Source organism: Saccharobesus litoralis, assembly GCF_003063625.1.
In the GTDB taxonomy this organism is placed as follows: Bacteria; Pseudomonadota; Gammaproteobacteria; order Enterobacterales; family Alteromonadaceae; genus Saccharobesus; species Saccharobesus litoralis.
In genome coordinates this window covers 872,298-897,626 of sequence record NZ_CP026604.1, presented here as the reverse complement: position 1 = coordinate 897,626, position 25,329 = coordinate 872,298, and the positions used below count along the sequence as shown (strand labels likewise).

General features: G+C 40.5%; 18 protein-coding genes. 8 read left to right on the top strand and 10 right to left on the bottom strand.

Translation table 11 applies throughout. The features are described from left to right. Position 1: 1 nt before the first annotated feature. Complete coding sequence (locus C2869_RS03355; RefSeq protein WP_108601604.1) at positions 2–982, bottom strand: DUF1852 domain-containing protein; 981 nt, start codon at positions 980–982, stop codon at positions 2–4. Positions 983–1,449: 467 nt separating this feature from the next. Here C2869_RS03355 and C2869_RS03350 point away from each other — a divergent pair, with 467 nt between their 5' ends. Then, positions 1,450–4,011: a glycoside hydrolase family 2 TIM barrel-domain containing protein gene (locus C2869_RS03350; RefSeq protein ID WP_108604949.1), complete on the top strand. Its 2,562-nt coding sequence runs from the start codon at positions 1,450–1,452 to the stop codon at positions 4,009–4,011. Positions 4,012–4,168: 157 nt separating this feature from the next. Here the strand turns inward: C2869_RS03350 and C2869_RS03345 are convergent, their stop codons facing one another. After that, positions 4,169–5,599: a helix-turn-helix transcriptional regulator gene (locus C2869_RS03345; RefSeq protein WP_108601603.1), complete on the bottom strand. Its 1,431-nt coding sequence runs from the start codon at positions 5,597–5,599 to the stop codon at positions 4,169–4,171. 520 nt (positions 5,600–6,119) lie between these two features. Here C2869_RS03345 and C2869_RS03340 point away from each other — a divergent pair. Next, on the top strand, positions 6,120–8,048 hold the full coding sequence (locus C2869_RS03340) for a hypothetical protein (protein ID WP_108601602.1): 1,929 nt from the start codon (positions 6,120–6,122) through the stop codon (positions 8,046–8,048). Between the two features lie 269 nt (positions 8,049–8,317). Here C2869_RS03340 and C2869_RS03335 read toward each other — a convergent pair whose 3' ends face one another. Next, on the bottom strand, positions 8,318–8,569 hold the full coding sequence (locus C2869_RS03335; RefSeq protein ID WP_108604948.1) for a DUF2960 family protein: 252 nt from the start codon (positions 8,567–8,569) through the stop codon (positions 8,318–8,320). A gap of 191 nt (positions 8,570–8,760) precedes the next feature. On the opposite strand from C2869_RS03335, the gene tgt reads away from it, so the two are divergent. From tgt to C2869_RS03305, 6 genes are all read left to right on the top strand, one after another. Then, a complete protein-coding gene (gene tgt / locus C2869_RS03330) occupies positions 8,761–9,906 on the top strand; it encodes a tRNA guanosine(34) transglycosylase Tgt (RefSeq protein WP_108601601.1) in 1,146 nt (381 codons plus the stop codon). Positions 9,907–10,045: 139 nt separating this feature from the next. Continuing rightward, a complete protein-coding gene (yajC, locus tag C2869_RS03325) occupies positions 10,046–10,381 on the top strand; it encodes a preprotein translocase subunit YajC (RefSeq protein WP_108601600.1) in 336 nt (111 codons plus the stop codon). 51 nt (positions 10,382–10,432) lie between these two features. Continuing rightward, entirely contained in the window at positions 10,433–12,286 is a 1,854-nt protein-coding gene (secD, locus tag C2869_RS03320; RefSeq protein ID WP_108601599.1) for a protein translocase subunit SecD, read from the top strand. A 12-nt stretch (positions 12,287–12,298) separates the two neighbouring features. Further along, a complete protein-coding gene (secF, locus tag C2869_RS03315; RefSeq protein WP_108601598.1) occupies positions 12,299–13,240 on the top strand; it encodes a protein translocase subunit SecF in 942 nt (313 codons plus the stop codon). 187 nt (positions 13,241–13,427) lie between these two features. Further along, positions 13,428–14,000, top strand: coding sequence for an anthranilate synthase component II (locus tag C2869_RS03310; RefSeq protein WP_108601597.1), 573 nt, complete (start codon positions 13,428–13,430; stop codon positions 13,998–14,000). Between the two features lie 249 nt (positions 14,001–14,249). After that, entirely contained in the window at positions 14,250–15,398 is a 1,149-nt protein-coding gene (locus C2869_RS03305) for an HDOD domain-containing protein (protein ID WP_108601596.1), read from the top strand. Between the two features lie 548 nt (positions 15,399–15,946). On the opposite strand, the gene C2869_RS03300 is transcribed toward C2869_RS03305, so the two are convergent. From C2869_RS03300 to C2869_RS03270, 7 genes are all read right to left on the bottom strand, one after another. Further along, positions 15,947–16,915, bottom strand: a complete 969-nt coding sequence (locus C2869_RS03300; RefSeq protein ID WP_108601595.1) for a PstS family phosphate ABC transporter substrate-binding protein — start codon at positions 16,913–16,915, stop codon at positions 15,947–15,949. A gap of 346 nt (positions 16,916–17,261) precedes the next feature. Continuing rightward, positions 17,262–18,194 carry a porin gene (locus C2869_RS03295; RefSeq protein WP_108601594.1) on the bottom strand — a complete coding sequence of 311 codons (933 nt, stop codon included), beginning with the start codon at positions 18,192–18,194 and terminating at the stop codon, positions 17,262–17,264. A 309-nt stretch (positions 18,195–18,503) separates the two neighbouring features. Further along, complete coding sequence (gene phoU, locus C2869_RS03290) at positions 18,504–19,211, bottom strand: phosphate signaling complex protein PhoU (protein WP_108601593.1); 708 nt, start codon at positions 19,209–19,211, stop codon at positions 18,504–18,506. 23 nt (positions 19,212–19,234) lie between these two features. Beyond that, positions 19,235–20,056 carry a phosphate ABC transporter ATP-binding protein PstB gene (pstB, locus tag C2869_RS03285; protein ID WP_108601592.1) on the bottom strand — a complete coding sequence of 274 codons (822 nt, stop codon included), beginning with the start codon at positions 20,054–20,056 and terminating at the stop codon, positions 19,235–19,237. Between the two features lie 90 nt (positions 20,057–20,146). Beyond that, on the bottom strand, positions 20,147–21,799 hold the full coding sequence (gene pstA, locus C2869_RS03280) for a phosphate ABC transporter permease PstA (protein WP_108601591.1): 1,653 nt from the start codon (positions 21,797–21,799) through the stop codon (positions 20,147–20,149). 12 nt (positions 21,800–21,811) lie between these two features. After that, positions 21,812–24,040 carry an ABC transporter permease subunit gene (locus tag C2869_RS03275; RefSeq protein WP_108601590.1) on the bottom strand — a complete coding sequence of 743 codons (2,229 nt, stop codon included), beginning with the start codon at positions 24,038–24,040 and terminating at the stop codon, positions 21,812–21,814. Positions 24,041–24,484: 444 nt separating this feature from the next. After that, complete coding sequence (locus tag C2869_RS03270) at positions 24,485–24,958, bottom strand: globin family protein (protein ID WP_108601589.1); 474 nt, start codon at positions 24,956–24,958, stop codon at positions 24,485–24,487. Positions 24,959–25,329 lie beyond the last annotated feature (371 nt).

The following is a 25,329-nucleotide window of genomic DNA, read 5'->3' as shown; positions in this document are numbered from 1 at the left end:
TTCATCTATTCGCGTTGTTGGCCGACCATTGTTCCAGCACGGTTTGATAAGGTTTCATAAAGTTTTCTTCAGCAAACTTACCTTGTTGTATCGCTAAACGGCTGCGTTCATCGCGGTCATAATTGATTTGAGTTAGTGAATGATCGCTATTTTTTAAATTAGGCTGGTAGCATTTCCCAGCGACAGCATTGGCGTTATAAATTTCAGGTCGATAAATTTTTTGAAACGTCTCCATGGTGCTAATGGTGCTAATTAATTCAAGGTTGGTGTAGTCGGTTAGCAAGTCACCAAAAAAGTAAAAAGCTAATGGCGCTACACTGTTTGGCGGCATAAAATAACGCACGGCCAAGCCCATTTTTTTGAAATAGTGCTCCGTTAACGAAGTGTCGTTAGGTTTGTATTCCACCCCTAATACCGGATGTTGATTTTCCGTTCGAAAATAAGTTTTGTTATCTGACACACTGAGGCAAATAACTGGTGGTTTTTCGAAGTTTTGCTGGTAAGTGTCTGAATTAACAAAATGTTTAAACAGTTTGCCATGCAGCTCACCAAAGTTATCCGGAATACTAAATTGTGCTTGCTGTTTATTGTGCTCTAGTAAAACTACACTGAAATCATAGTCGCGTACGTATGATGAAAAGTTGTTGCCGACAATACCGGCACTGCGTTTACCCGTTAGCAGGTCGATAATATGAGTTTTTAAGATCTCGATTGATGGAAAGCTTTGCGTACTGCCTTGCAAACTCATCTCGACTGAGATGATTTCGAGTTCAACTGAGTATCGATCTCCTTGTGGATTATCCCAATGCGCCATGGCGTTAAAGCGGTTATCTATCATCTTTAACGCATTGCGCAAATTTTCTTGTCTGCGCTCGCCCCTTGCTAAATTAGCAAAGTTGGTGGTTATGCGTGTGTTGTCTGCGGGTTGATAATGCTCGTCAAACAAAATGCGTTTAATTGCGAAAGTAAATTCGTGGTTCATGATGAATTAGCATCCTAATTAATTCGTTGATAATTGCGTACCGTCTTTATAGTCGCAGTCATTGTTATGTAATAGCTACGTAATGGCGGCTGTCTGAGTGGAAGCCAGACCGACTTTAAGCCATCACTATTTAGTCACCTGTTTAAAGCTTGCGAGAATTTATACGTGGTTTTTTTAATGAATAAAAATGGTAAAAACTAATAAAACCATGAGTAATATTCATGTATTGACTTTGAGTGGAGTTAATGTGTGGTGAAAGGCGAATTTAAAATAGCAAATAGATGTTCAAAATTAGTATTGTTTTACTTATAGCAACGTAAAAATTGTAAATAAACGAAAAATTTGTCAACAATAAACTTTTATTCATTAGAATATAAAATTACGACTCTACTGATAAATGTGGTTGTGTAAGCTAATTAGGGTTTGTCGACCACATTTAATGATTGTAATTAATGGTACCGAGCCTCATGAAAACGAATAAAATAGCGCGTTGGTTATGCCTAACTGGACTAGCTTTGTTTGCGTGTATCAGCGCAGTGCAAGCCAGTGTTGTTAAGCGTCAAGTCGACTTTAACTTTGATTGGAAGTTTACTTTAGTTAACGATACTGCCTTACCTAAAAACTTACCTCTGAATGACAGTGGTTGGCGAGATGTACGATTGCCGCATGACTGGAGTGTTGAAGCTTCATTTGCTGAAAAATGGGAAGGCGCAACCGGTTATTTACCTGGCGGTGTAGGTATTTACCAAAAACATTTTGCGACACCTGCCGATCCAAACAACACAACCACTTATGTGTTGTTTGACGGTGTATATAATAATGCAACGTATTGGTTAAATGGTCAGCGTTTAGGAGAAAACCCTTACGGTTATTCACCGGTTTATTGGGATTTAACCGATAAGTTAAAAACCGATGGTAGTCAGAACGTACTAACTGTCCATGTTGACCATTCGCGCTACGTAGATAGCCGCTGGTATACAGGTAGTGGTATTTATCGTAACGTAAAATTAGTGACAGTCGATAAGTTGCATATTCCGGTTTGGGGAACTTTTGTTACTACACCTGAAATCTCAAATGAAAAAGCTAGGGTTAATATAAAGGTTAATGTCACTAATCAAAATAGCCGTCGCGCGTCTTTCCTGTTGAATACGCAAATTGTCGATGGTTCAGGCCAGCATGTTGCAGAGGTTAGTAAAAAGTATCGTTTAAGCAGCCAAAAAACTAAAGAAATAGAGCAAGAGCTTAACGTATTTGAGCCAAAACTATGGGATACAGAAACGCCTAATTTATATACCGCGATCACGCGAGTGATCCGCGACGATAAAGTGGTCGATCAATACGAAACTCGTTTTGGTATACGTGATATTAAATTTGAAGCCGGAAAGGGCTTTTTCTTAAACGGCAAACCTACTTTCATGAAAGGGGTTAGTTTGCATCACGATGGTGGTTTAGTTGGTGCCGCTGTACCTAAAGGTGTTTGGCAACGCCGTTTACAAATGTTGAAAGACGGTGGGGTTAACGCTATTCGAACTGCGCATAATCCGTTCTCTAAAGAGTTTTTGCAATTATGCGACGAAATGGGAATTTTGGTGCAAAACGAGTTTTTTGATGAGTTTGACTACCCTAAAGATAAGCGCTTAAACAAACATGACCGACATGATGATTATATATCGCGCGGTTATGATAGACATTTTCAAAAATGGAATAAAAGTGACTTAACCCGCACCATGTTGCGTGATCGTAACCATCCAAGTGTTGTGCAATGGAGTATAGGTAACGAAATTGAATGGACGTATCTTAACTATCGTTACGTTACAGGCTATTGGGATCCCAACAAACCAGAAAAAGCCAACAGCAACTTTTGGGGCGGTCAACCTAAATTCTCGCCAGAAGAGTTGAAAAAACGCTACGACGAAACGCCTAAAAACGAATATCTGTTGCATGAAACCGCGCAAAAATTAGCTAAGTGGACGCGCGAGCTTGATACAACACGCCCAGTAACGACTAACATGATTATCCCACAAGTCAGTATGGTTACTGGTTATGCCGATGCGGTCGATATTGCCGGTTTTAGCTATCGCAACATTACTATTCCTTGGGCGCAAAAACATTTCCCAGATAAGTTGATCACTATTAATGAAAACCCAGGTGTATGGGGCGATTGGTTACAAGTACTGGAAAATCCAGGTGTGTTTAGTATTTTCATGTGGACAGGTATCGACTACATGGGTGAGCGTCATAACAAATGGCCAGAAAAAAGCGGTTGGGGTGATATGCTCGACTTAGCTGGTTTTAAACGCCAAGGTTGGAACTACTTTAAAAGCATTTGGGTAGATACACCACACTTATCGATAGGCACATTGCCAATCGCTAAATCAGGCTTTAAGAAAGATCCGTTATCAGGTTTTGCCCTGCCAAAATCTAAATCGGATTCCGCTTGGGGTGGTAGTTACAAATGGCGCCAATCTGAAATGCATTGGAACTATCAGCAAGGTGAAGAGGTTTTAGTTGAGGTGGCATCTAACCATGCACAAGTTGAGTTATTGCTTAATGGTCGTTCACTGGGCTATCGCAGTATGTCAGAAAGCGGCAACCGAATTATGCGTTGGGTTGTGCCTTTTGAGGCCGGAACATTAACTGCTAAAGCAGGGCTTAAAGGCCAAGAGCAAGAAGTACACTTGGCGACTACCACAAAACCCGTGGCATTCACTTTTACTACAGATAAAACTGAGTTAAAAGCCGATGCCTATGATGTGGCTCATCTTGTGGTACAGTTGCGTGATAAGCGCGGTAATGCGGTTAAAGTGGCCGACACTCACGTTACCTTTACTATTGAAGGCCCTGCAAAATTATTGGGTGTAGATAATGGTGCGCCGGATAATATCCAAGACTTTCAAGCCAATAGTTTAGATACAGACCAAGGGCGAGCGTTAGCGATAATTCAGTCAACTAAACAAGCTGGACCAGTTACGATCACGGCCAGTGCTAAAGGCTTAGCCGAGCAAAAAATCACTATAGATATTAAGTAAATTGATATTCAGATAATTGATTTTTTGTTAACAAACTTAAGTTAGAAAAAAGTCCGCAATACGCGGGCTTTTTCATTTGTAGGCAAATACTTACGCAGCAAGGTGAATGTTTTTGTAGTCAGTCAGATCGTTATTTAGCAGTAACGAGATGAATTAATTAGCCTTGCTGCTTGGCTAGTTTCTGGTATTGCTTAGGCGACAAGCCGGTGTGCTTTTTGAAAACGGTGGCAAAATAGGTTGAGTTGTTAAAACCTACGTCCAGTGCGGTGTCTGTGACGTTCTGAGACAACAAGCGTTGTTTGGCTTTTTCAATACGGATCTCGACTAAGAATTGATTAATGGTAGTGCCTGTTACTTGCTTAAAGACTTTCATCATGTGCGACTGGCTAGTGCCAATCGCTTTGGCAATATCATGATTAGAAAACTCTTTATAATAGTTATTTAAGACAAAACTTTTTATCGAATCGACTAAATCGTTGCTGTCTGTCGATCTTGTCGGTTGGGCGGCAATGACACTAACTAAGTACAGGCATTCGCCGATTACGTTTTCTTGGATTTGCTCTAAATCTTGGCATTGCTCAATTTCTTGACCAACAGATTCAAGGCGTCGGATAAGTGGTTGCGATTCGCCGCTAGCAAAAATAGTCACGTCGTACAGCATAAACATTAACTCACGAGTCCGTAGTTTAAATGTGGCTAAGTTGTCATTAGTGTATTGTTGTAGGGCAATAGTCAGTGTTTTAGCATATTGTTCAACTAACCCATGACTGGCTGTTTTAACGACTTCAATGAGCTCTTCTCGTTCCTTAAATGGGTATTTAACGTCTAGCTCGGCGGGATAAAATTCACTGAAGGCTTGTTTAGAAGCCGTAGCAAATTGCGCTTTCGCTAGGGCTTTTTCATGTTGATGATGTTGTTCCGCTTTACGACTTGTGCGTTGGATGTCTTTGACTACCACCCAGCCCCAAATAATAGCGGTCAAACTGCTACCTGCATAATAAACTTCCCACGCACGCGAAGCGTTGCCAATAATCATAAAGGTACAGAAACTAAGTACGCCATATATGTACATGGCGACTTTTTTACTTGGTTTAGTGGTTAATAAATAGATACAAGGTGCAATTAGGATTAATGCAATGGTGGCAATTTGCCCAGCCCAAGCATCGGTAATATTCATGCCTTGTAATGCTGGTAAGCCTAATGCGGCGTAACGAAAGCTGGTTAGAGCAAAGAAGATAGACCAACCCAAACCTATGGCATACGGTAACAAGCTTAATGCAAGTGGCAGTTTTCGTTGGGCTAAAATAAACAAGCCATTCACTAGCGTCGGGATACCAATGGAAAACAGTAATAGGTTTCTGAATAGGCTATACCAAGGTTTTAGCTCAGTAAAAGGTAATACATTGACTAACGGGCCACACAAAAACAAGGCAAAGCTGCCGAGAAAAATTGCTAAGTAAATGTAAGCCTCACCGATATATCGCCTAACTAGCGTAAAATAAATGAGTACCATCAAAAAAAGGTGGGCAGCGGTGAAGGGGATAACGGCGCGCACAAAGATAGGCCATTCTATTAGCGTTTCTTGCATATTTTATATTGTCGTTTAGCGATAGCTAAATTTTAGGCTTCCTGTCGACTGTAAACCAGTAACAAATTGTTAAGTTTGCTAATTTGACACCTTAAAATGAACCATTACAAGGGGCGATAAGTTGCACCGGGTATGGCGGGTAGTATCCGAGGTATTTATACAGACAGTGTCGACCCTAACAAGGCTTGGAATGCGTCGGATATGGGGAAATACGCTATGGTTAATGTATACCCCTCCTGTAAATGAAGAGCATCAACAAAGTGTCTGCATAGTTGTAAAGTCGCCGCCCACAGGGCTTAAATCACCGCTAGCTCTCACTAGGTTTGAGCGCAGTGCTTGATAACTCAAACTATCATTAATAGCTAAAACATCCTACCTTTACAATAATTATCACTTTATTGTTACTCACGATTAACATTACAGGATAGACTTAAGGTTGAAGCGTTGTCGGCAAAGCAACCTAAACACAGCAAAAACTAAGTCAATCGCATTTATTAATCGTTAGAGGTGACACTTAGTCATGACAAGTCAATTGAAATTGAATCGCGCCAAGGTGTATCGCTACATTTTGTCTTGCGCTGCCCTAAGTCTTTTATTAACCACAGCCTGCACGAGTACTGGTGCTGCCAAGGGTGACGGTAATAAGCAAAACCAAATTTTAAGCAACAAGGTCAAGGTAGCGAATACGAATAGCGATATTCCAACCGTTGCTGAGCAGCTTTATGCCAGCAATAAGCCTTTATGGTCAACAGGTACCGATACGGACTTATCTGCCAATACCGGCCAATATGTAGGCTATTTCGAGAACAAAGTGTTTGATGACTCGCCAACCGAGTTATTTGCAACTGAGCTTTTTAATGCTGAAGTTAATGACACTAAACGCTTAATACAGGCATTGCAGCAAGCTTCTAAAGAGCAAAATGGCGGTGTAGTACGGTTACGGGTTGCACCAAATGGCAACAATAATCGTTTTAGCTTAGCCCATGTTCCAGTGCCTTCGAATGTGCGCCTTGAAATCGAACCTGAGGTTGTGTTGGAAATGCGTGGTATTAAAGAAAATTCCCATCCAACAGGTAAAGCGGGGTATCGTCCTAACAAAGCGTTTTTATTCTCGTTTGGGCGCAGCATGAATACTAATAAACTAATTAAACAACGGGTCAAGAATGTAGAGATCCGCTCTACCGATCCAGCTCGTAATTTTACGGTTGACGCCCGCACCAATATGCCATTGAACTATGGGAAAATGAATGGTGGTTTTGGTAATGGTAAAGTGAACATAACCAGAGCCATTCCATTTGGTTACTACTTTGTGGAAAATTTTGCGGTATCGAATGTAACCATTTTGGATAACCACACCGAATCTGTTTCAGTGCAATTAACATCTGATCGCGATTATAAAGATGGTGCTTACGCGTATCGGTTTGGCAAAAAGCCTGTTTATTTGCAGGCGCGTTATCAGCCAAACCCGAAAAGTGTTATTACTAAACAAGGTGAAACGCCTGTCATTAGTAAAAATAAACCCATGAACTCGGCCAACGTCGCGTTAGCCACTAATGACCAAGGTCAATTTGTTGATGATGTTGGTAATGTTATTCCTGATATGTTTGCTATTGTGCGTAACCCGACGTACGGTCGAACACCAATAAAAGGCTCAATTAAAAACGTTAAAGCGCACACTGTGCATACAGGCTACGGTACGGTTCAAGTTTATGGCGGTGATTGGGTTGAGATAGAAAATATCGAATCATTTAATGGCATTGCGGTACGTTTAGAAGCCGGTAATGGTACGAACAAGGATAATAACAACCGTGCTGGGCCGTATTATTCATCTATGAATAACATTAGTATTAAAAACGTTAAAGTGACTAATGGCTTTACGGGCATTTGGCTAAAAGCACACAGCAAAATAATGAAAAATATTCATGTCGAAAATATTGAAGCGATAGACAGCGGTACAGCGTTGCTTATTGGCAAAGGTTCTTTTGCTTGTAAAACAAGGTGTCGAGATTTAACTCGAGGGCGGATTAATAATTTGACTATTACCGGCGATATTATTTTACGCCAAACGGTTTTTGATAAACCAGTGGCGGAAGTGGGTAATCTGGCGACTTACTTTCTTAGTCAAGCCAACCGACAATATTTAGCTAAACGGACAGGTAAAAACTTACAAACGATCTCACGCAATGACTTACAGCGCAATCGTTCTGGTCAACGTTGGTATTTAATATTTCCTACCGCTCCTGTATTAGTTCTTTCGCAATTATCTGCGACTGAAATAGGAGACCAATCTGCTAAAGTGGGCTTTTTTCCAGTTGATTTAAGCCAAGCCAATATAGTGCAAGATGGCCTTGCGTTGGCGGCAGGGGAAACTCAGCGACCCAATGTATTGTATCGCGGTGATATGCGGATGCCTAACGGCAAAGTCGCGAAAGATATGATTGATAAATAGGCGCTACTTTGTAGGTTAGACGCTCGCATTAGGCATCTGTTTTTGGTGCCTGCAGGATAGCAGGTACTTAGGATTTGTCGGGAACAAAATCCTGTGCTTGCAGGATAGCAGGTACTTAGGATTTGTCGGGAACAAAATCCTGTGCTTGCAGGACAGCAGGTACATAGGATTTGTCGGTAACAAAAATCCGGTGCGTCGTATTTAAAGCCTTTGACGAAGCCGTGGCTTCGTCAAAAGTACAATAGACGTTACTTTTTGAGATCTAATCTCTAAGCGCCTTCTTCGTCTTTAACTAACCTAATGTCGCCAAAGCCCATTTTTTGAAATTCCCCATCACGATAGCTGCGCCAAGCTTTTTTATCGCGCGTTGACATTTGTAGTTGTTGTTCCATAGCCAAAAAACGAGTGATGTCGATGCCTTCAGCGGCCGCCGCAGCTTCGTGTGCGTCATTAAATCGATCAAAAGCAAAGTTGATGAGTTTTGTTTCACCTTTAAAGGTGTATTGAATTTTTCGAGCCATGGGTGTTTCAGCCGCTATCTTAAAATGAATAATGGCATGATCATGACACAATCACTAACAAACTGTAAATAAAACGCCAGTTTCATTGCTTTTCAAGGGGGTTTTTGGTCAAATTAGCGACCTTTAAATTTAGGCAAATTGAAGCTCGTTATTCGACTCGGATATTCAGAGCTTGAAACTGAAGTTAGCTAATGAAATTCGAAAAGATCACTACAGAAGGCAAAGCGCGCCGCGGCCGTTTGATTTTTGAGCGCGGAGTTGTCGAAACCCCCGCATTTATGCCGGTCGGTACTTACGGTACGGTTAAAGGTATGTCGCCTGATGAAATTAAAGATATCGGGGCGCATATTGTGTTAGGCAATACTTTCCATCTTATGCTGCGTCCAGGCACTGAAATTATTCGTCAACATGGTGATCTGCATGATTTTATGAATTGGCAAGGGCCAATTTTAACCGACTCTGGCGGTTTTCAGGTATTTAGCTTAGGTGACTTACGTAAAATTAATGAAGACGGGGTTATCTTTCGTTCCCCCATTAACGGTGAGCGTATCGAATTAACACCTGAAAAAGCCATGCAAGTGCAGCGCGAATTAGGGTCTGACATTGTCATGATTTTTGACGAATGTACACCTTACCCAGCGACTGAAAAAGAAGCTCGCGATTCTATGGAATTGTCACTGCGTTGGGCACAGCGTTCAAAAGACGCACATGACGGTAATCCAAATGCTTTGTTTGGTATTGTGCAAGGTGGCATGTACCCGCACTTACGTGATGAAAGCCTTGAAGGTTTGGTTAATATTGAATTTGATGGTTACGCCATTGGCGGTTTGTCGGTTGGTGAACCGAAAGAAGATATGATCAACATTCTTGATCATTTAGCGTGGAAAATGCCAGAAGATAAACCTCGCTATTTGATGGGAGTAGGTAAGCCAGAAGATTTAGTGGAAGCTGTGCGTCGTGGTATTGATATGTTTGACTGCGTAATGCCGACACGTAATGCACGTAATGGTCATATTTTTGTGTCTGACGGTGTTTTAAAACTACGCAATGCGAGACACAAAACAGATACTGGCCCACTGGATGAAAATTGTGATTGTTACACCTGTAAAAATTACTCTCGCGCATATTTACACCATTTAGATAAATGTAATGAAATTTTGGGTGCGCGTTTAAACACCATTCATAATTTACGTTTTTACCAAAAACTGATGAGTGATATGCGTGATGCACTTGAAGCAGGCGCTTTTGCTAAGTTTGTTGAAGACTTTTACGCAGCACGTGATTTACCCGTGCCGCCTTTAGCCGATATTGGTTTTAACAAGGCTGAATCAAACTAGCTGAAATAATTAATTAGGCAGTTTGGCTTGATTACCCAGCCATTGCCCCAATTAAATAACACAATATTATAATGTGGCGCACTGTACAGTGCTGTGCGCTGCTTAAAAAATCACTAAAATTTAAATTCGAGGAAACCCAATGGATTTATTTATCGCTTCTGCGTATGCCAACGATGCTGCGCAACCACAAGGTGGTAGCTTCATGAGCCTAGTTATGTTGGCTGTGATGGTATTGATCTTTTATTTTTTACTTTACCGTCCGCAAGCTAAGCGTGTTAAAGAGCATAAAAATTTAGTTGCTTCACTATCTAAAAATGATGAAGTACTCACACAAGGTGGTTTAGTGGGTAAAATCACTAAAGTTGCTGAAGACAAAGATTTTGTTCAGGTGTCTTTCGCGGATAACGTTGAAATTGCAGTGCAAAAATCAGCTATTACAGCTGTATTGCCAAAGGGCACTATTAAGTCAATTTAATCATTAAGCGCTCATTGAGCGCTTTTTTCATTTCAAAGAAGGTATGTTTCCGTGCTAAACAAATACCCTTTATGGAAATACCTGATGCTGATATTTATTATCTGTGCAGGTTTTCTTTACGCGCTACCCAATTTATACGGCGAAGATCCCGCGTTGCAAATTTCAGGCTTACGTGGTGTGCAACTTGAAGCAACTGATTTAGATAAGGTTAAAGGTGAACTCGATAAAGCGGGTTTAGCTTATCAATCTGCAGGTTTAGTTAACAACCAAGTTGAAGTTCGTTTCGCTGATACGGAAGAACAGTTAAAAGCCAAAGAAGCGTTAAATCATGCTTATGGTGAAAACTATATTATTGCACTTAATTTAACGCCTGCCACACCACAATGGTTAGCCGACTTAAATGCTAATCCTATGAAATTAGGTTTAGATTTACGTGGTGGTGTTCACTTCTTAATGGAAGTCGACATGAGCGTGGCGATTAAGAAAAATCAGGAAGAAACGGTTTCGTCGTTCCGTACCGATCTTCGTGAAGAAAAAATTCGTTATGCGCGTATTGGTGAGTTTGGCAACGGGGTAAAAGTTGAATTTAAATCTGAAGAAGATTTAACTAACGCCAAGCGTGCCTTAAAGAAAAAACACGGTGATCTTACCTTTGATGATTCTACCGATGAAGGCTTTTTCTTAACTGCATTAATGGGTGAGCAAAAAGTTAAAGAAATTAAAGAAAGCTCACTGCAACAAAACATCACCATCATACGTAACCGAGTTAACGCAATTGGTGTTGCAGAGCCAGTGGTTATGCGCCAAGGTTCTGACCGTATTGTTGTCGAATTGCCGGGTGTACAAGATACCGCCCAAGCAAAACGTATTTTAGGTGCCACCGCAACGCTTGAATTCCGTATGGTTGACCAAAACGGTGACCCGTATGCGGCACAAAGCGGTCGTGTACCTGCTGGTTCAGAGTTGTATTATCGTCGTGATAATGGCCAGCCTGTATTGTTAAAACGTCGCGTTATGTTAACCGGTGATCACATCATTGATGCGGCATCTAGCTTTGATGAATACGGTAGCCCGCAAGTTAATATCGACTTAGACAGCAAGGGCGGTAGCATTTTCTCGCGTGCCACCAAAGATGCGATTGGCAAACCAATGGCCACCCTGTTTATTGAATACAAGCCAACGGGTAAACGTGACAAAGACGGTAACCCAGTATTTAAGAAAGTGGCTGACGTTATCAGTGTTGCCACTATTCAAGCGCGTTTAGGTAGTAGCTTCCGTATTACGGGGGCAGGCTCACCGCAAGAAGCACATGATTTAGCTTTATTACTCAAAGCGGGTGCTTTGATTGCGCCTATTCAAATTGTTGAAGAGCGCACAGTGGGGCCAAGCTTAGGCCAAGAAAACATTGATTTAGGTATGCAAGCTATTCAATGGGGATTCTTAGGCGTGTTGTTATTCATGGTAGCTTGGTATAAGGGGTTTGGCATGGTGGCAAACTTGGCATTGGGCTTAAACTTGGTACTGATTGTTGGCGTGATGTCGATGATCCCTGGTGCAACCCTAACTTTGCCGGGTATGGCGGGTATTGTATTAACCGTTGGTATGGCGGTAGATGCTAACGTGTTGATATTTGAACGTATTCGTGAAGAGTTGCGCGATGGCCGAGGGCCACAGCAAGCAATCCATCATGGTTACGATAGTGCATTTTCGACCATTGCTGATGCCAATATCACCACCTTTATTGCTGCGGTTATTCTATACGCTGTGGGTACAGGGCCGATTAAAGGTTTTGCCGTTACGCTAGCGATTGGTATTGCAACATCTATGTTTACTGCGATTGTTGGTACACGCGCGGTAATCAATTTGGCCTATGGTGGTCGTAATGTTAAAAAACTTTCAATATAAGGAGGCGGTCATATGTTAGCTGTAAATTTTAAAACTATCGCCTTTATGTCAGCGCGTAAAATTGCGATGGCATTCTCAGCTTTGTTAATGATTGCTTCACTGGCATCGTTAGCGGTGAACAAGTTAAATTTCGGCCTAGATTTTACTGGCGGTACCTTAATTGAAGTTGGTTTTGAGCAATCAGCTGAACTTAAAGGTATTCGTGCGGTACTAGATGAAAATGGCTTTGACGATGCAGTAGTACAGCATTTTGGCTCAAGCTCAGAAGTGTTGATCCGTTTAGAACCGCGTGAAGGGGCTAAAGCCGCTGAAATTGGTGATTCGGTATTAAAAGCACTGCGCAAAGCGGATCAAGGTGAAGTCGACATGCGCCGTATTGAGTTTGTAGGGCCTAATGTCGGTAAAGAGTTGACTGAGCAAGGTGGTCTTGCCATGTTAACCGCGCTTATTTGTATCTTGATCTATGTGGCATTTCGCTTTGAATGGCGTTTTGCTTTAGGCTCTGTGTCGGCATTGGCACACGATGTGTTATTAACTTTAGGTTTATTTTCAATTTTGGGCTTAGAGTTTGATTTAACCGTTTTAGCGGCTGTATTAGCGGTAATCGGTTACTCATTAAATGACACCATTGTAGTATCTGATCGTATTCGCGAGAACTTCCGTAAATTACGTAAAGGTGGGCCTGAAGAGATTATTAATATCTCGTTAACGCAAACATTAAGCCGTACTATGATTACCTCTGTGACGACGATTCTAGTATTGTTAGCGTTATTTTTTAAAGGTGGTGCCTTAATCCACGGTTTTGCAACCGCTTTATTATTTGGTGTGTTTGTTGGTACTTACTCATCTATTTATGTTGCGAGTTCAATCGCGTTAAGTCTTGGTATTAGCAAAGAAGACTTGATCCCAACCGTAGTTGAAAAAGAAGGTGCTGATCAAGAGTCATTGATTTAGTTGCTTTTATAACGTTAATTGAAAGCCGCTGCGAGTATAACTAACTCTGCAGCGGCTTTTTTATGTTTGTTGTTCTTCATTCTCGCCCCTATCTATTACTTATCTTGAGCAGTGTCATGTACCGCGTTACATGGGCCAATAAAACCAGTATAATTTGTTTAATTTCCTGCTTTTTTAGTTTTATATCTTGTTACTGCTCATCGATAACTACGATTCATTTACATTCAACCTAGCGCATTATTTCCAGTCATTGGATGTTGAAGTCAAAGTGGTGCGTAATGATGAATGGGATCTTGCTACCATTAAGCGTGCCAAGGCCAAGCACATTGTCATTTCTCCTGGTCCGTGTACGCCAAATGAGTCAGGCGTGTCGTTAGATGTGATCACTGAGCTAGCTGGTGATATTCCTATTTTAGGGGTATGTTTGGGCCATCAAAGCATTGCTCAAGTTTATGGGGCTGAAATTGTTCGAGCGCCGGTGATCATGCATGGAAAAAACAGCGTTGTTAGCCATAGCGGCCATGCAATGTTTAAATGCATACCTAGCAATTTTTCAGTTACTCGCTATCACTCCTTAATGATTCAACCTAATACATTGAGTCGTGATTTTACTGTGACTGCGACAACCCAAGATAATGATCAACAAACTATAATGGCCATTGCTCATCAATCTTTGCCTTTGTGGGGGGTTCAGTACCACCCTGAATCAGTGACCTCTGAATACGGTTACCAGCTGTTAGAGAACTTTTTATCACTTTAAGCTTTGTTTCACAGTTTGGCATTTTTAACCTTTGCAAAATGGCTTTGCTGATTTGTAATGGTTACCATTGCGATAGCTGAGCTTTTTGGCTATCTTTTACTTTAATGTTTAGGGCAAAGTTAGGGTTGCTGATAAACGTTTGGTGTCCAAACCTATTTTTTATTGGAGAGCTTTTTGATAAAAGTGGTGCCGATTAAGGTTTGTGATCGTAAATCTACCCCGAAAATAATGCTGAATAAATAAAACTATATGCCACTAGATGCAACCGCTGAGAGTATTCAGCAACGATTTCATGACCTGCTGATAAGTTACGACTTTGCCCGTCGTCAGCGTATGATTGCTTTGGGTGAGTACGAAGAAGACGACTATGTAAATGATGCTCGCCGATTACTGGATGTAGAGAAAAACGCTCGCGAAAGCCGTCAAGCTCAAGAGTTTAGTAAAGCAGTTCATAAACAAGAAATGTCCAGCGAGGTCAATTCTGAAGTCGATTTGCTTTTTCGCGAGCGTATTTTAGAAACAGACAGTGTCGTAGAGCGAACAATAGGCACTTCAGATGCCGTTCCAGCCTCATTAGATATATTGTCGGTTAAAGCTGCATCTATTAGCCGATTAGAGCCGCTAGTCGCATCTCAGCAATGGTTAACGGAAGATCTGATTAAATTTGTTAACTTGCCTGTATATCGTAAATCGGCAGAAGCGAAAAAAGTACGGGTAGATAAACTTAAAACGGCGTTAAGTTATATTGGCTTAGAAAACCTGCCTTTTGTTATCCCTTCATTTGCATTGCGCCAGTGGGTGCCACATAGCACAGAGCCGTTTCGATTGATGAAGCGTAAGCTTTGGGAAAATGGCCTAGCAACGGCAATATGCTGTCGTAAATTAGCCCAAATCTATGATCAAAATGAAAGTGCTTTATTTGTTGCAGGCATGTTTCATGACATTGGCAAATCAGCCATAATTCGCTTGTATTATCGCGTTTTTGACGAAGTGTGGAAGAAAAAATTAACTGAAGCGCGTGATGGTCGCATGAAAGAAGAGCATGATGCGTTAGTCGATTTAGAGCCTGATCCAATCAAACTACGTAATTTGATGATGGAATTTTCAGCACCTATTAGTGCCAATATAGTGGAAAGTTTTAACCTGAAACGCATGATGGTATTGCCACTAATTGAAGATTACGCCAGCGATGTGAGCTTTGATGAGTATTCTGAAGCGACTAAGTTGTTGTCTAAAGGTATTGCCTACGCGCGTTATAAAATGCTGCAGCGCCATAATTTAATTTCAAAGCAAGAAGCAAAAGCGTTTTTTGCGGTAAACCAAATTTCCACTCAAGAGATCATTGAACTACGTAAGTTGAGTTTAAAACGCCTTAACCTCAATATTGCGAGTTATTAGTTTTTCTATTAACTATTAAGCCTAATCACTTCGAGTAAGGTAATTAATCCACCGACTTTTGTCGAAAATAATCGTTTAAAAATCTAAAGTTTTTGTGGGCGAGCATTTATGCTTGCAGAGCCAGAAAACCTTACTGACTAAAAGAGTAAGATTACAGAATTTTGTTCCCAGCAAATTCTAAGTACCGCATCCCAGCAGGCACCAAAAGTAGGGGGGCATAAGCAAGTCTCGCCAAAGGATCAAATATTAGGCAATTTAATAGCTAGAAACCAAGCTTGTAGCAGCTTTACTGCTATTGTCGAAATAAATTTCGACCTACATGGATGTGGGAATGCAGTAAAGCGTCTGGAACAGCGCACAGTAACCTATTTTAGATTTTTCTTAATATTACTTCGCCTCAACTGATCAATTCTTTGCGGAACTGTAATTGGTCAACGTTTAATTAAAACCCAACTAGGTATTCTGCTTAAAAAGAAAAAAACTTAGGTATGAAGATACAAAAAAGCCAGCTTATCGCTGGCTTTTGGCATTATCTAGTTGGTTAACGTTTATAGTAAACCAAGCTTTTTCAATTCTTTGTTAGCCACTGCAGCTGGTAAAGGAATGTAGCCGTCTTTTTCAACAATGTGCTGACCTTTTTGCGCTAAAATCATGCGTAAGAACTCAGCTGTTAACGGGTCTAGTGCTTTGTTAGGGTGCTTGTTGATGTAAACATATAGGTAACGAGAAAGCGGATATTTACCAGAGATCGCGTTTGCCATTGTTGCATCAACATACTTAGTGCCTTTTTTCGCTAAAGGAATTGTTTTAACACCCGATGTTTTATAACCGATACCAGAGTAACCAATCGCATTTAAAGAAGAAGAGATAGATTGTACTACTGATGCTGAGCCCGGTTGCTCATTTACGTTATTTTTAAAGTCACCTTTACAAAGGCCTTTTGACTTAAAGTAACCGTAAGTACCTGATACAGAGTTACGACCAAATAATTGAATATCTTTACGTGTCCACTCACCAGAAAGACCTAATTGGCCCCAGCGGTCAATATCTTCATTACCGCCACATTTACGAGTGCTTGAGAAAATGGCATCAACTTGTTTGATTGTTAAGCCTTTTAATGGATTATCTTTGTGAGCAAATACCGCTAATGCATCGATAGCAACACGTACACCCGTTGGCTTATAACCGAAACGTTTTTCAAACGCTTCAATTTCTTTTGATTTCATTTTACGGCTCATAGGACCGAATTGAGAAGTACCTTCTGTTAACGCTGGCGGAGCTGTAGATGAACCAGCAGCTTGAACCTGAATGGTTACGTTTGGATAAATTCGCTTATATTCTTCAGCCCAGAAAGTCATCATGTTAGCTAATGTATCAGAGCCAACAGATGATAGCTTGCCAGAAATACCACTGGTCTTTTTGTATTTAGGTAAATTTTCATCGATAGCAACAGATTGTGCGGCGAATAAAGTCGCAGCAGCAAAACCTACTACTTTTGCGAGTGCTTTAAGTTTCATTATTAACTCCAAACGGTGTCGTATTTAATTGCGATAAATTTTATGACGATTTTATGTCAGTAATATTACAGTCAGTTATTTCAGTACGTTTTATTTTCAGATAATTTCTCTGGGTAAAACGCAGCCGAAAACGCACGACAATCGCGAAAATAAATTAGTTTGATTAAGGGTAATTAAGAGAATATAGCCACTAAAAAGTGGCTATAGATTAACTAAATAGTCAAAGCGAGCAGGTTTTAGAGGAAGCCGTCAAGCTTCGAGGCCCCATGAGCATATGCTCTACTATGTGATTGGGGCGAGTAAGCGATGACAATGAACTATAAGACCTGTTCGAGAAGACTATTGATTAGAATTTTTGCTCTAGGCCTAGCGCGAAGTAACCTTCGTCAGAACCGTCGATATCGTTATCAATACGAGAGTACCAAGTGTAGGCTTTAGTTGCCGCACCTAGCTTGTAATCAACACCTAATGTAGTGCTGGTTTTGTTGGCACCCATGTCTTGGTCAGCTGTTTGATATTGGGCTTTTAATGTTGCGCTACCTAGCTTATATGCAGCACTAACAAAAATACCGTCTAACTCGTCTGTGCCGTCAACTTTTTCTTCAGTTTGATAAATTGCACCAAGCTTTAATTGGTCAAGTTTTATTGAAGCAACAAAGCGCGTTGCGTCGACACCATCAACTTCACTGTCATTTGCAATGGCAAAATAAGTGTCAGATTTTTTCAATTTTTCGTCGCCGTAGCTAACAGCTAGTGATACGCCTGGCTTAGCTTCTGGATCGTCACTTGCTTCAGTAACGTAAGTCGCAGCAACTTTAAAACCGTTAAATGATGCAGATTTAAAGTTAATTACGTCGGCTAAACGGTTTTCGCCTTCCCAAAGGTTTTTGATATCGGCTTTGTAATCGCTGAATAAATCCACTTTACCCTGAGACTTCTTAAATGCTGTATCAATACGGCCAATAACCACTTCACCAAAGTTACCTTTAACACCAAGATATTGGTTACGAGCTGTTAAGTTATCCTTTTTGTCATCTGGGTTTACTTGCCATTCGTAAACATAAAGTGCAGTTAGACCATTGTCTAATTTAAACTCACCTTTAGCACCAAAGCGTGAAGCGTGACTTTTAATATCACTGTAAGTGTCTACACCTTCGTCAGCAACGACTACTGCTAAGTTGGCTTTACCATAAAGTTGAATGGCTTTACTGTCGTCTGCCTGTGCAAAAGAAGCAAACATGGCTGACGTGATAAGGGTGGCGGTAACTAGTGATTTCATGATTTATTCCCACTACAAAAAGTGAATTATTACGATTTTTAAAACTGAAAGATGACAGATGTATTTCAGTTACATTTCTAATTGGTTGCGATTTTATGTACCTAATATGACACTAATATTACAGGGTAAATAAAACTGTAATAAAAGTTTCAAGCTACTGAAATTGCTGCTTAAAAATAACTGTATATGCAAATGTTTAATTTACCAGCGCTAAAAGTTAAATAAGTGGGTTTTTGGGGAGTTTGTAGACTTAGTGTTTGAATTTATTGAAGAAAAAAAGCTCCAAGTAGGAGCTTTTTATGAAAAAGGTTATTGAGCAATAGTTTGTTTTATTTGATCACGATTGAAGTGTCTAACGTCTGTGCCTTTAATGAAGTAAATGACGTGTTCACTGATATTTTGACAGCGATCACCAATGCGCTCTAATGAACGCGTTGCCCACATGACATCCATAATTTTAGGAATGGCTCTTGGGTCTTCCATCATGTAAGTCATGAGTTGGCGGTTAATTGCTTCATAAGCTTTATCAATTTGTGTATCCATTTGGTAAACTTCAAATGCTTCGTTGCTGTCCATGCGGGCTAAGGCATTTAGCACCTTAGATAACATGATTAGCACTTTGCGTCCCATATGGTCCAAATCGACTAATAACTGCTTTTGTTCATTGGAGTATTTGTCACGAGCCGTTTTTACTATACGGCATATTTCATCGCCGATACGTTCCAAATCGGCAATGGTTTTTGCAATAGCTAAAACTAAACGTAAATCAATTGCCGCTGGTTGGCGCTTAGCAATAATGCGCGTGCACTCTTCATCGATAATCGTTTCATACGAGTTAACTTTATTGTCATTGGCAATAACAGTATCAGCCAGAGATGAATCTAAATCATTCATGGCAGTTAACGCATCTTTTAATTGGTTTTCTACCAAACCGCCCATTTCGAGAACATGGCTTAGTACTTGTTCCAGCTCTTTATTAAATTGTCCGGATATGTGTTTATCTAAGTTTAATTCCATCTTGATACCTCTTTCGTGCGGGTTTAACCGTAACGCCCTGTAATATAGTCTTCCGTTTTCTTAATAGACGGAGCCGTAAATAGTTTGTTTGTATCAGAATATTCGATTAATTCGCCCATAAACATAAATGCGGCGTAGTTTGATACACGTGCAGCTTGTTGCATGTTATGTGTCACAATGACCACAGTGTAGGCTTCTTTTAATTCGTTGATTAATTCTTCAATTGTTAAAGTTGAAATGGGATCGAGCGCTGATGTCGGTTCATCCAACAGAAGTACTTTTGGTTCTATGGCTATGGCGCGGGCAATAACTAAACGCTGTTGCTGACCACCAGATAAACCAAACGCACTGTCGTTTAGTCTGTCTTTTACTTCTTCCCAAAGAGCGGCCTTACGTAAAGAGCTTTCTACAACTTCATCTAAATGGCGTTTATCGTTGATACCTTTTAAGCGTAGACCATAGACCACATTTTCGTAAATAGACTTAGGAAAAGGGTTAGGGCGCTGGAACACCATACCAACATTTTGGCGTAATGTGGCAACATCTACGTCTTTATCATAGATATTTTTACCTTCAAGGTTGATGGCGCCGTCAACTCGACAAATATCTACTAAGTCGTTCATGCGGTTAATACAACGTAATAAGGTTGATTTACCACAACCTGACGGTCCAATAAAGGCGGTAACTTTACCTTTAGGAATTTTCATATTGATGTTGTAAAGCGCTTGCTTGTTACCATAGTGTAAGCTGAGGTCTTGCATTTCTAATGCCACTTGCTCAGGCTTAAAATCTTTTGGGTCGACCGCGTTGGTGATCTTGGCAATATCTGGGGCTACTGAAATCATAAAATTACCCTAAGTATTCTGTTTAATGATGACGGCCTACAACCGTCATCTATTTAATTAATTTGGTTACTATTTAAATTAGCTTGGCTTTTAGTGTTCTAGCGATTTATATTTTTCGCGTAGATGGTTACGTATACCGATAGCCGTAATGTTTAATGTGACAATCACGGTAACCAATAAGAAAGCTGTAGCATAAACGAGTGGTCGTGCCGCCTCGACGTTTGGACTTTGGAAACCTACATCATAAATATGGAAACCTAAGTGCATGAATTTACGATCGAGATGGATAAATGGGAAGTTACCATCTAACGGTAAAGTCGGAGCCATTTTAACTACACCGACCAGCATTAACGGTGCAACTTCACCTGCCGCTCGAGCAACTGCCAAAATCAAACCTGTCATGATTGCTGGGCTCGCCATGGGGATAACAATACGCCATAGCGTTTCAGCCTTGGTTGCTCCTAGTGCTAAGCTACCTTGTCTTAATGCACTTGGGATGCGTGATAAACCTTCTTCAGTTGATACTATAACGACTGGTAAGGTTAGTATAGCCAAGGTTAAAGCAGACCATATTACCCCTGGTGTACCAAATGTTGGGTTTGGTGCCGCTTCTGGGTAAAACAAGGCGTCAATGTTGCCACCTAGCATATAAACGAAAAAGCCAAGACCAAATACACCATAAACGATACTCGGTACACCGGCTAAGTTTATAACCGAAATGCGGACAATTTTCGTGATGGCATTTTTTGCTGCATATTCATGTAAATAAATCGCAGCAACAACACCAAATGGTGTAACGATGACAGCCATTAATAAAACCATGAATACTGTGCCGAATATGGCTGGGAATACCCCACCTTCGGTGTTCGCTTCACGTGGATCGTCTGAAATAAATTTACCGATTTGCGCGACAAAGCTAATGGCTTTTGAAAAACCATTCATATCGTTTGGAAATTGAATATCCAAAATTTGGTAGGCTGGTATCTCAACTAACTCGCCACGCATGTCACGGACAATAATTTTGTCGCGTTGGCTTGCAACACGCAGCTCATTTAAGCTTTTTTCGTAAGTTAGGTACTCTGCTTGTAAGTCAGATTTTTGTTTAGCAAAATCAGCAATGACGGCGTCAGTTAGTTTACCTTTAAGCTCAATGGCGCGTTGTTCTAAACGAATATTTTCCAGCTGATAGTTAATAGCGCCAATGTCACTATTTTGAATATCAAGCATGTCTTCATTTAAATCTACAGCGCGCTCAATAACGGCATCTAGTTTGGCTAACTTTTGCTCACCTGCATAAGTTTGGCCATCCTCTACTACGGCGTGAATATAGCCATAGAAGTTACCGTTTTTAATACGCTCTATTTTAGCTAAGCCAGGCTTTGCTTGCTTATCTTGAATATCCGTTTGCAGTATCCAACGGAAATCTAACTCAACAAACTCACGGTTACCGGTTTTAATTAAAAAGCGCTCTACTGTGTCTTGTTGATAATTAGTCAGTTCTACACCCGCTTGACGTAAACGAGATGTCGGTACTTCTTCGCTGTCGTAGACCTCACCAATGACGGTGTATTTTTGATTGTTTTGCTCAATCGAAAATTCAATTATATCAGAGGGCCAAAAATAAACTAAACCGCGCCATGCAATCAGTAACAGTAAACCTATTACTGAGATCAAGCTGATGCTAACCGCACCCGCTGTCATCCAAATCCAAGGAGAACCTGATTTAAACCACTTATTCATTATCGTCTCCTGATATTATAATGAGCTGTACTTTTCACGCAGGCGCTGACGAACAAATTCAGCGGCTGTGTTGAACAAGAAAGTAAATACAAATAAAACGAATGCAGCTAAGAATAATATTCGATAATGCGAGCTACCGACTTCAGATTCCGGCATTTCAACTGCAATGTTGGCAGACAAGGTACGCATACCTTGGAAGATTGACCAGTCCATAACCGGCGTATTACCCGTTGCCATTAATACAATCATGGTTTCGCCTACTGCACGTCCTAGACCCATCATGACAGCCGAGAAAATACCAGGACTAGCGGTTAATAACACAACGCGAGTTAATGTTTGCCATTGGCTTGCGCCAAGCGCTAATGAACCATGTGACAATTGTTTAGGTACTGAGAATACTGCGTCTTCGGTAATCGAAAAGATGGTTGGAATAACCGCGAATCCCATGGCGATACCGACAACGAATGAGTTACGTTGATCAAAATCGATTCCTAGTTCATCCGTTATATATAAACGCATGTCACCGTTAAATAATCCTTGTTCAATTGCAGGGCTAATTGAGAAACAAACCCAACCTAACAATAGAATAACTGGAATAAGAATAATCGAGTCCATACCCTCCGGAATGCGCTGAGTTAGGGCTTTAGGCATAACATGCCAAGCATAGGCAACGCCTATAATCACGACAGGCATCAATAGCATAAGGACAACAATACCGGGTAAGTTCTCTTCAACTAATGGTGCTAACCATAAACCGGCAAGGAAACCTAATATAACAGTCGGCAAGGCTTCCATAATTTCAATGGTGGGCTTAACCACTTTACGCACGCGTGATGGCATAAAGTAAGCGGTATAGATGGCGGCAGCTAAACCAATTGGCACAGAAAATAGCATGGCATAAAGCGCCGCTTTTATCGTACCAAATGAAATAGGTACCAAACTGAATTTAGATTCAAAGTCATCGCCAGCTGAGGTTGATTGCCAAATATAGTCAGGCTCAGGATAGCCTTCATACCAGACTTCCTGCCAAATAGCAGACCAGGTAACTTCTGGATGTTCGTTTTCAATTTTAATAATTTGCAAACTGTTGTTAGTTTGCATAATCGCCGCATTAGAACGCGGAGCAACGGCAAAGTGGCTAATGTTGCTATCAGACATCGCATCTTCAAACAGGTTAGCTTCACTTGTTGTGTGGTATACACCTAACTGGCCATTGTTACTGGCGGCAAAAAAGGTTTTGCGATAGAACTCAGGGTAAAGTGCATTAATTTGTGTATTGCCGGTTTCAAATTGACGCGCCTTGATAAACTCGCGACCATTTTTACCGTTGATTTCAAACCATTGGCTTATTACGCCTGAAGTCTCTGCAATTAAGATCGAGTTAGCGCCAGGTAATAAAGTTGATGCAACTATTTCCGTGTTAGCTACATTCAATTGATATAAAACGTCAACTTCTTCTATATCGCGCAAATCAATGACTGAGAGTAATTTATCTTGAATGACAAAAGCACGACTTAAGTCTGGGCTAATATGTAATGCTTGTATATCGCCACGAATTGTATCAAACGTGAGTGTTTCACCCTGCCACTCAAGTTCATCAGTCATGAAGTTTTCTTCGGCTACTAAATAGGTGTAGCTCAACTCACCACTTTGTGTAGTAAAAAGAAAACCAGCTGCTTCTTCGTTTACTGTAAAGGCAATTTGCTCAATTGATTCACCCGCTTCACTCAAGATAATTGGTGTTTTACCTAAAGGGTATTTATAAGTTGGGCTGATTTTACGTACGTCGTTTGGAAAAGTAACACGAAACCCTGGTTTAATAACCACAGCCGTTCCGTCATCAAAACCAAACGCAAATTGCTTTAAATGTGGTGCAGAGGCCGAGAATGTACTGATATTAGCGTCAAACTCTAAAGTCTGGTCAAAAGTCTTACGACCAATATCATTATGAATGTCGTAAAACTCTAATGATGGCTTTGAGGTAAAGCGATAAGCGTTTTCGACATGTTCATCTAAACCTAACGCCAATGTATTTTGATCAGATAAAGCTATCGATAAATCTTCTGCTTTATGGATCTCAACGTCGTTGAATATGGGTTTTACTACATAAAGTAAGTAAAAGAAAATCATCAACAAGGCTGCAAGAACTAGCAAGCCACCTGTTGTGACACCATATTTCGCAACGTTATCTTTAACCTTACGAAAATGGTCTTTGTTAGATGTTTGGGTGAGTAGATGGGACATCTTTAACCTTAGGCTACGGAAATTGCCGCGCAGTATATGATACTTTTATGACACTTTTGTTACACACTGTCACACAGGCTTAAGTCTAAAAAAGCGGCAAATAAATTTAGCCGTCTTTGTACAGTAAAAGCCTTTAAAATTCAAAAACCTGCCGGTATTTCACTGTGATCTCTTGGATGAAATAATTATGTAATATTACGTTTTTGTTACTTGTAATAATCTTGGCCAATTGTGGCTGGTTTATTTTCAAACAGAAATATGACAACTATTGTATGGGAGTAAATATGAGGTTAAAAAATGATCTCCTTTGACTATAGTCTTCTCGCTTTGACTATATATTGAGGTGAGAAACGGAGGCAGTAAAGGAGTTATGGATAAGAGTTAATGATTAGAGAGGAGATTTAAGCTGCTATCGCCGTTGACATCAGCTTAGTGTTCGATAAATTAAGCAAACATACCTTTTAGCTTAGTGAAAAAACCGCCTTTAGGGGCTTCTTGTGCCGCTCGAGCTTCATTCATTGCGTCGATCATTGTATTAGCCAATACGGTATAAGCTTCAACCCAAGCACCTTTAACTTCTTCGTTCCAAGCATCGCCTAATCCTTGCTCCAGTGTCCAAAGTAAAGCTTCTGCTACAATAGGGAAGTGCTCATCTTTTACACCATAATCAATGTGTTTCACTCCAAGTTGTTGCACAACAGGTACAATAGATTCAAGGTTAGATAATCCATTAACCGCTAAACCTATGGTTTGCATTAGCTTTTTGCCTTGTTCTTTCATGTCCGTCGATTTAAACATCGGCTTAACTTGTGGCGCTATTTCAAATAACTTGCCATAGAAAAGTTCAGCAGCTTGCTCAGCAATAGGAACAACTTTACTAAATGACTCTTGAACGAGTTTAACTTGGTTTTCTTTCATGACTTATCGTCTCCGTGTTTGAATACCGAATGGGGGATATACTCTGTTGTTTTAAGTACAATCAAGAATTGTTCCAAGTAAGGTTTGCTAGTCTTTTTTCAATTTAATTTTGATTAATTGAGACAAGACTAGCTTGTTGTAGGTTCGACGCTAGTCTCGTATTTTAAGGCTTTGATGAAGCGGCTGATTCGACCAACAAACCAAGCCTGAAGCAGCTTAGCTGCTATTGTCGAATTAAATTCGACCTATATAAGTTTGGTTTTTCTTATTGTCTAGAGACTTTCAATTAATCATTTTTTTTTGTAAACGAACCGAAGAAATGGCGTCATCTGAAGTCGCATAATAGGTGTTTGCTGATAGGGATTAAAGCA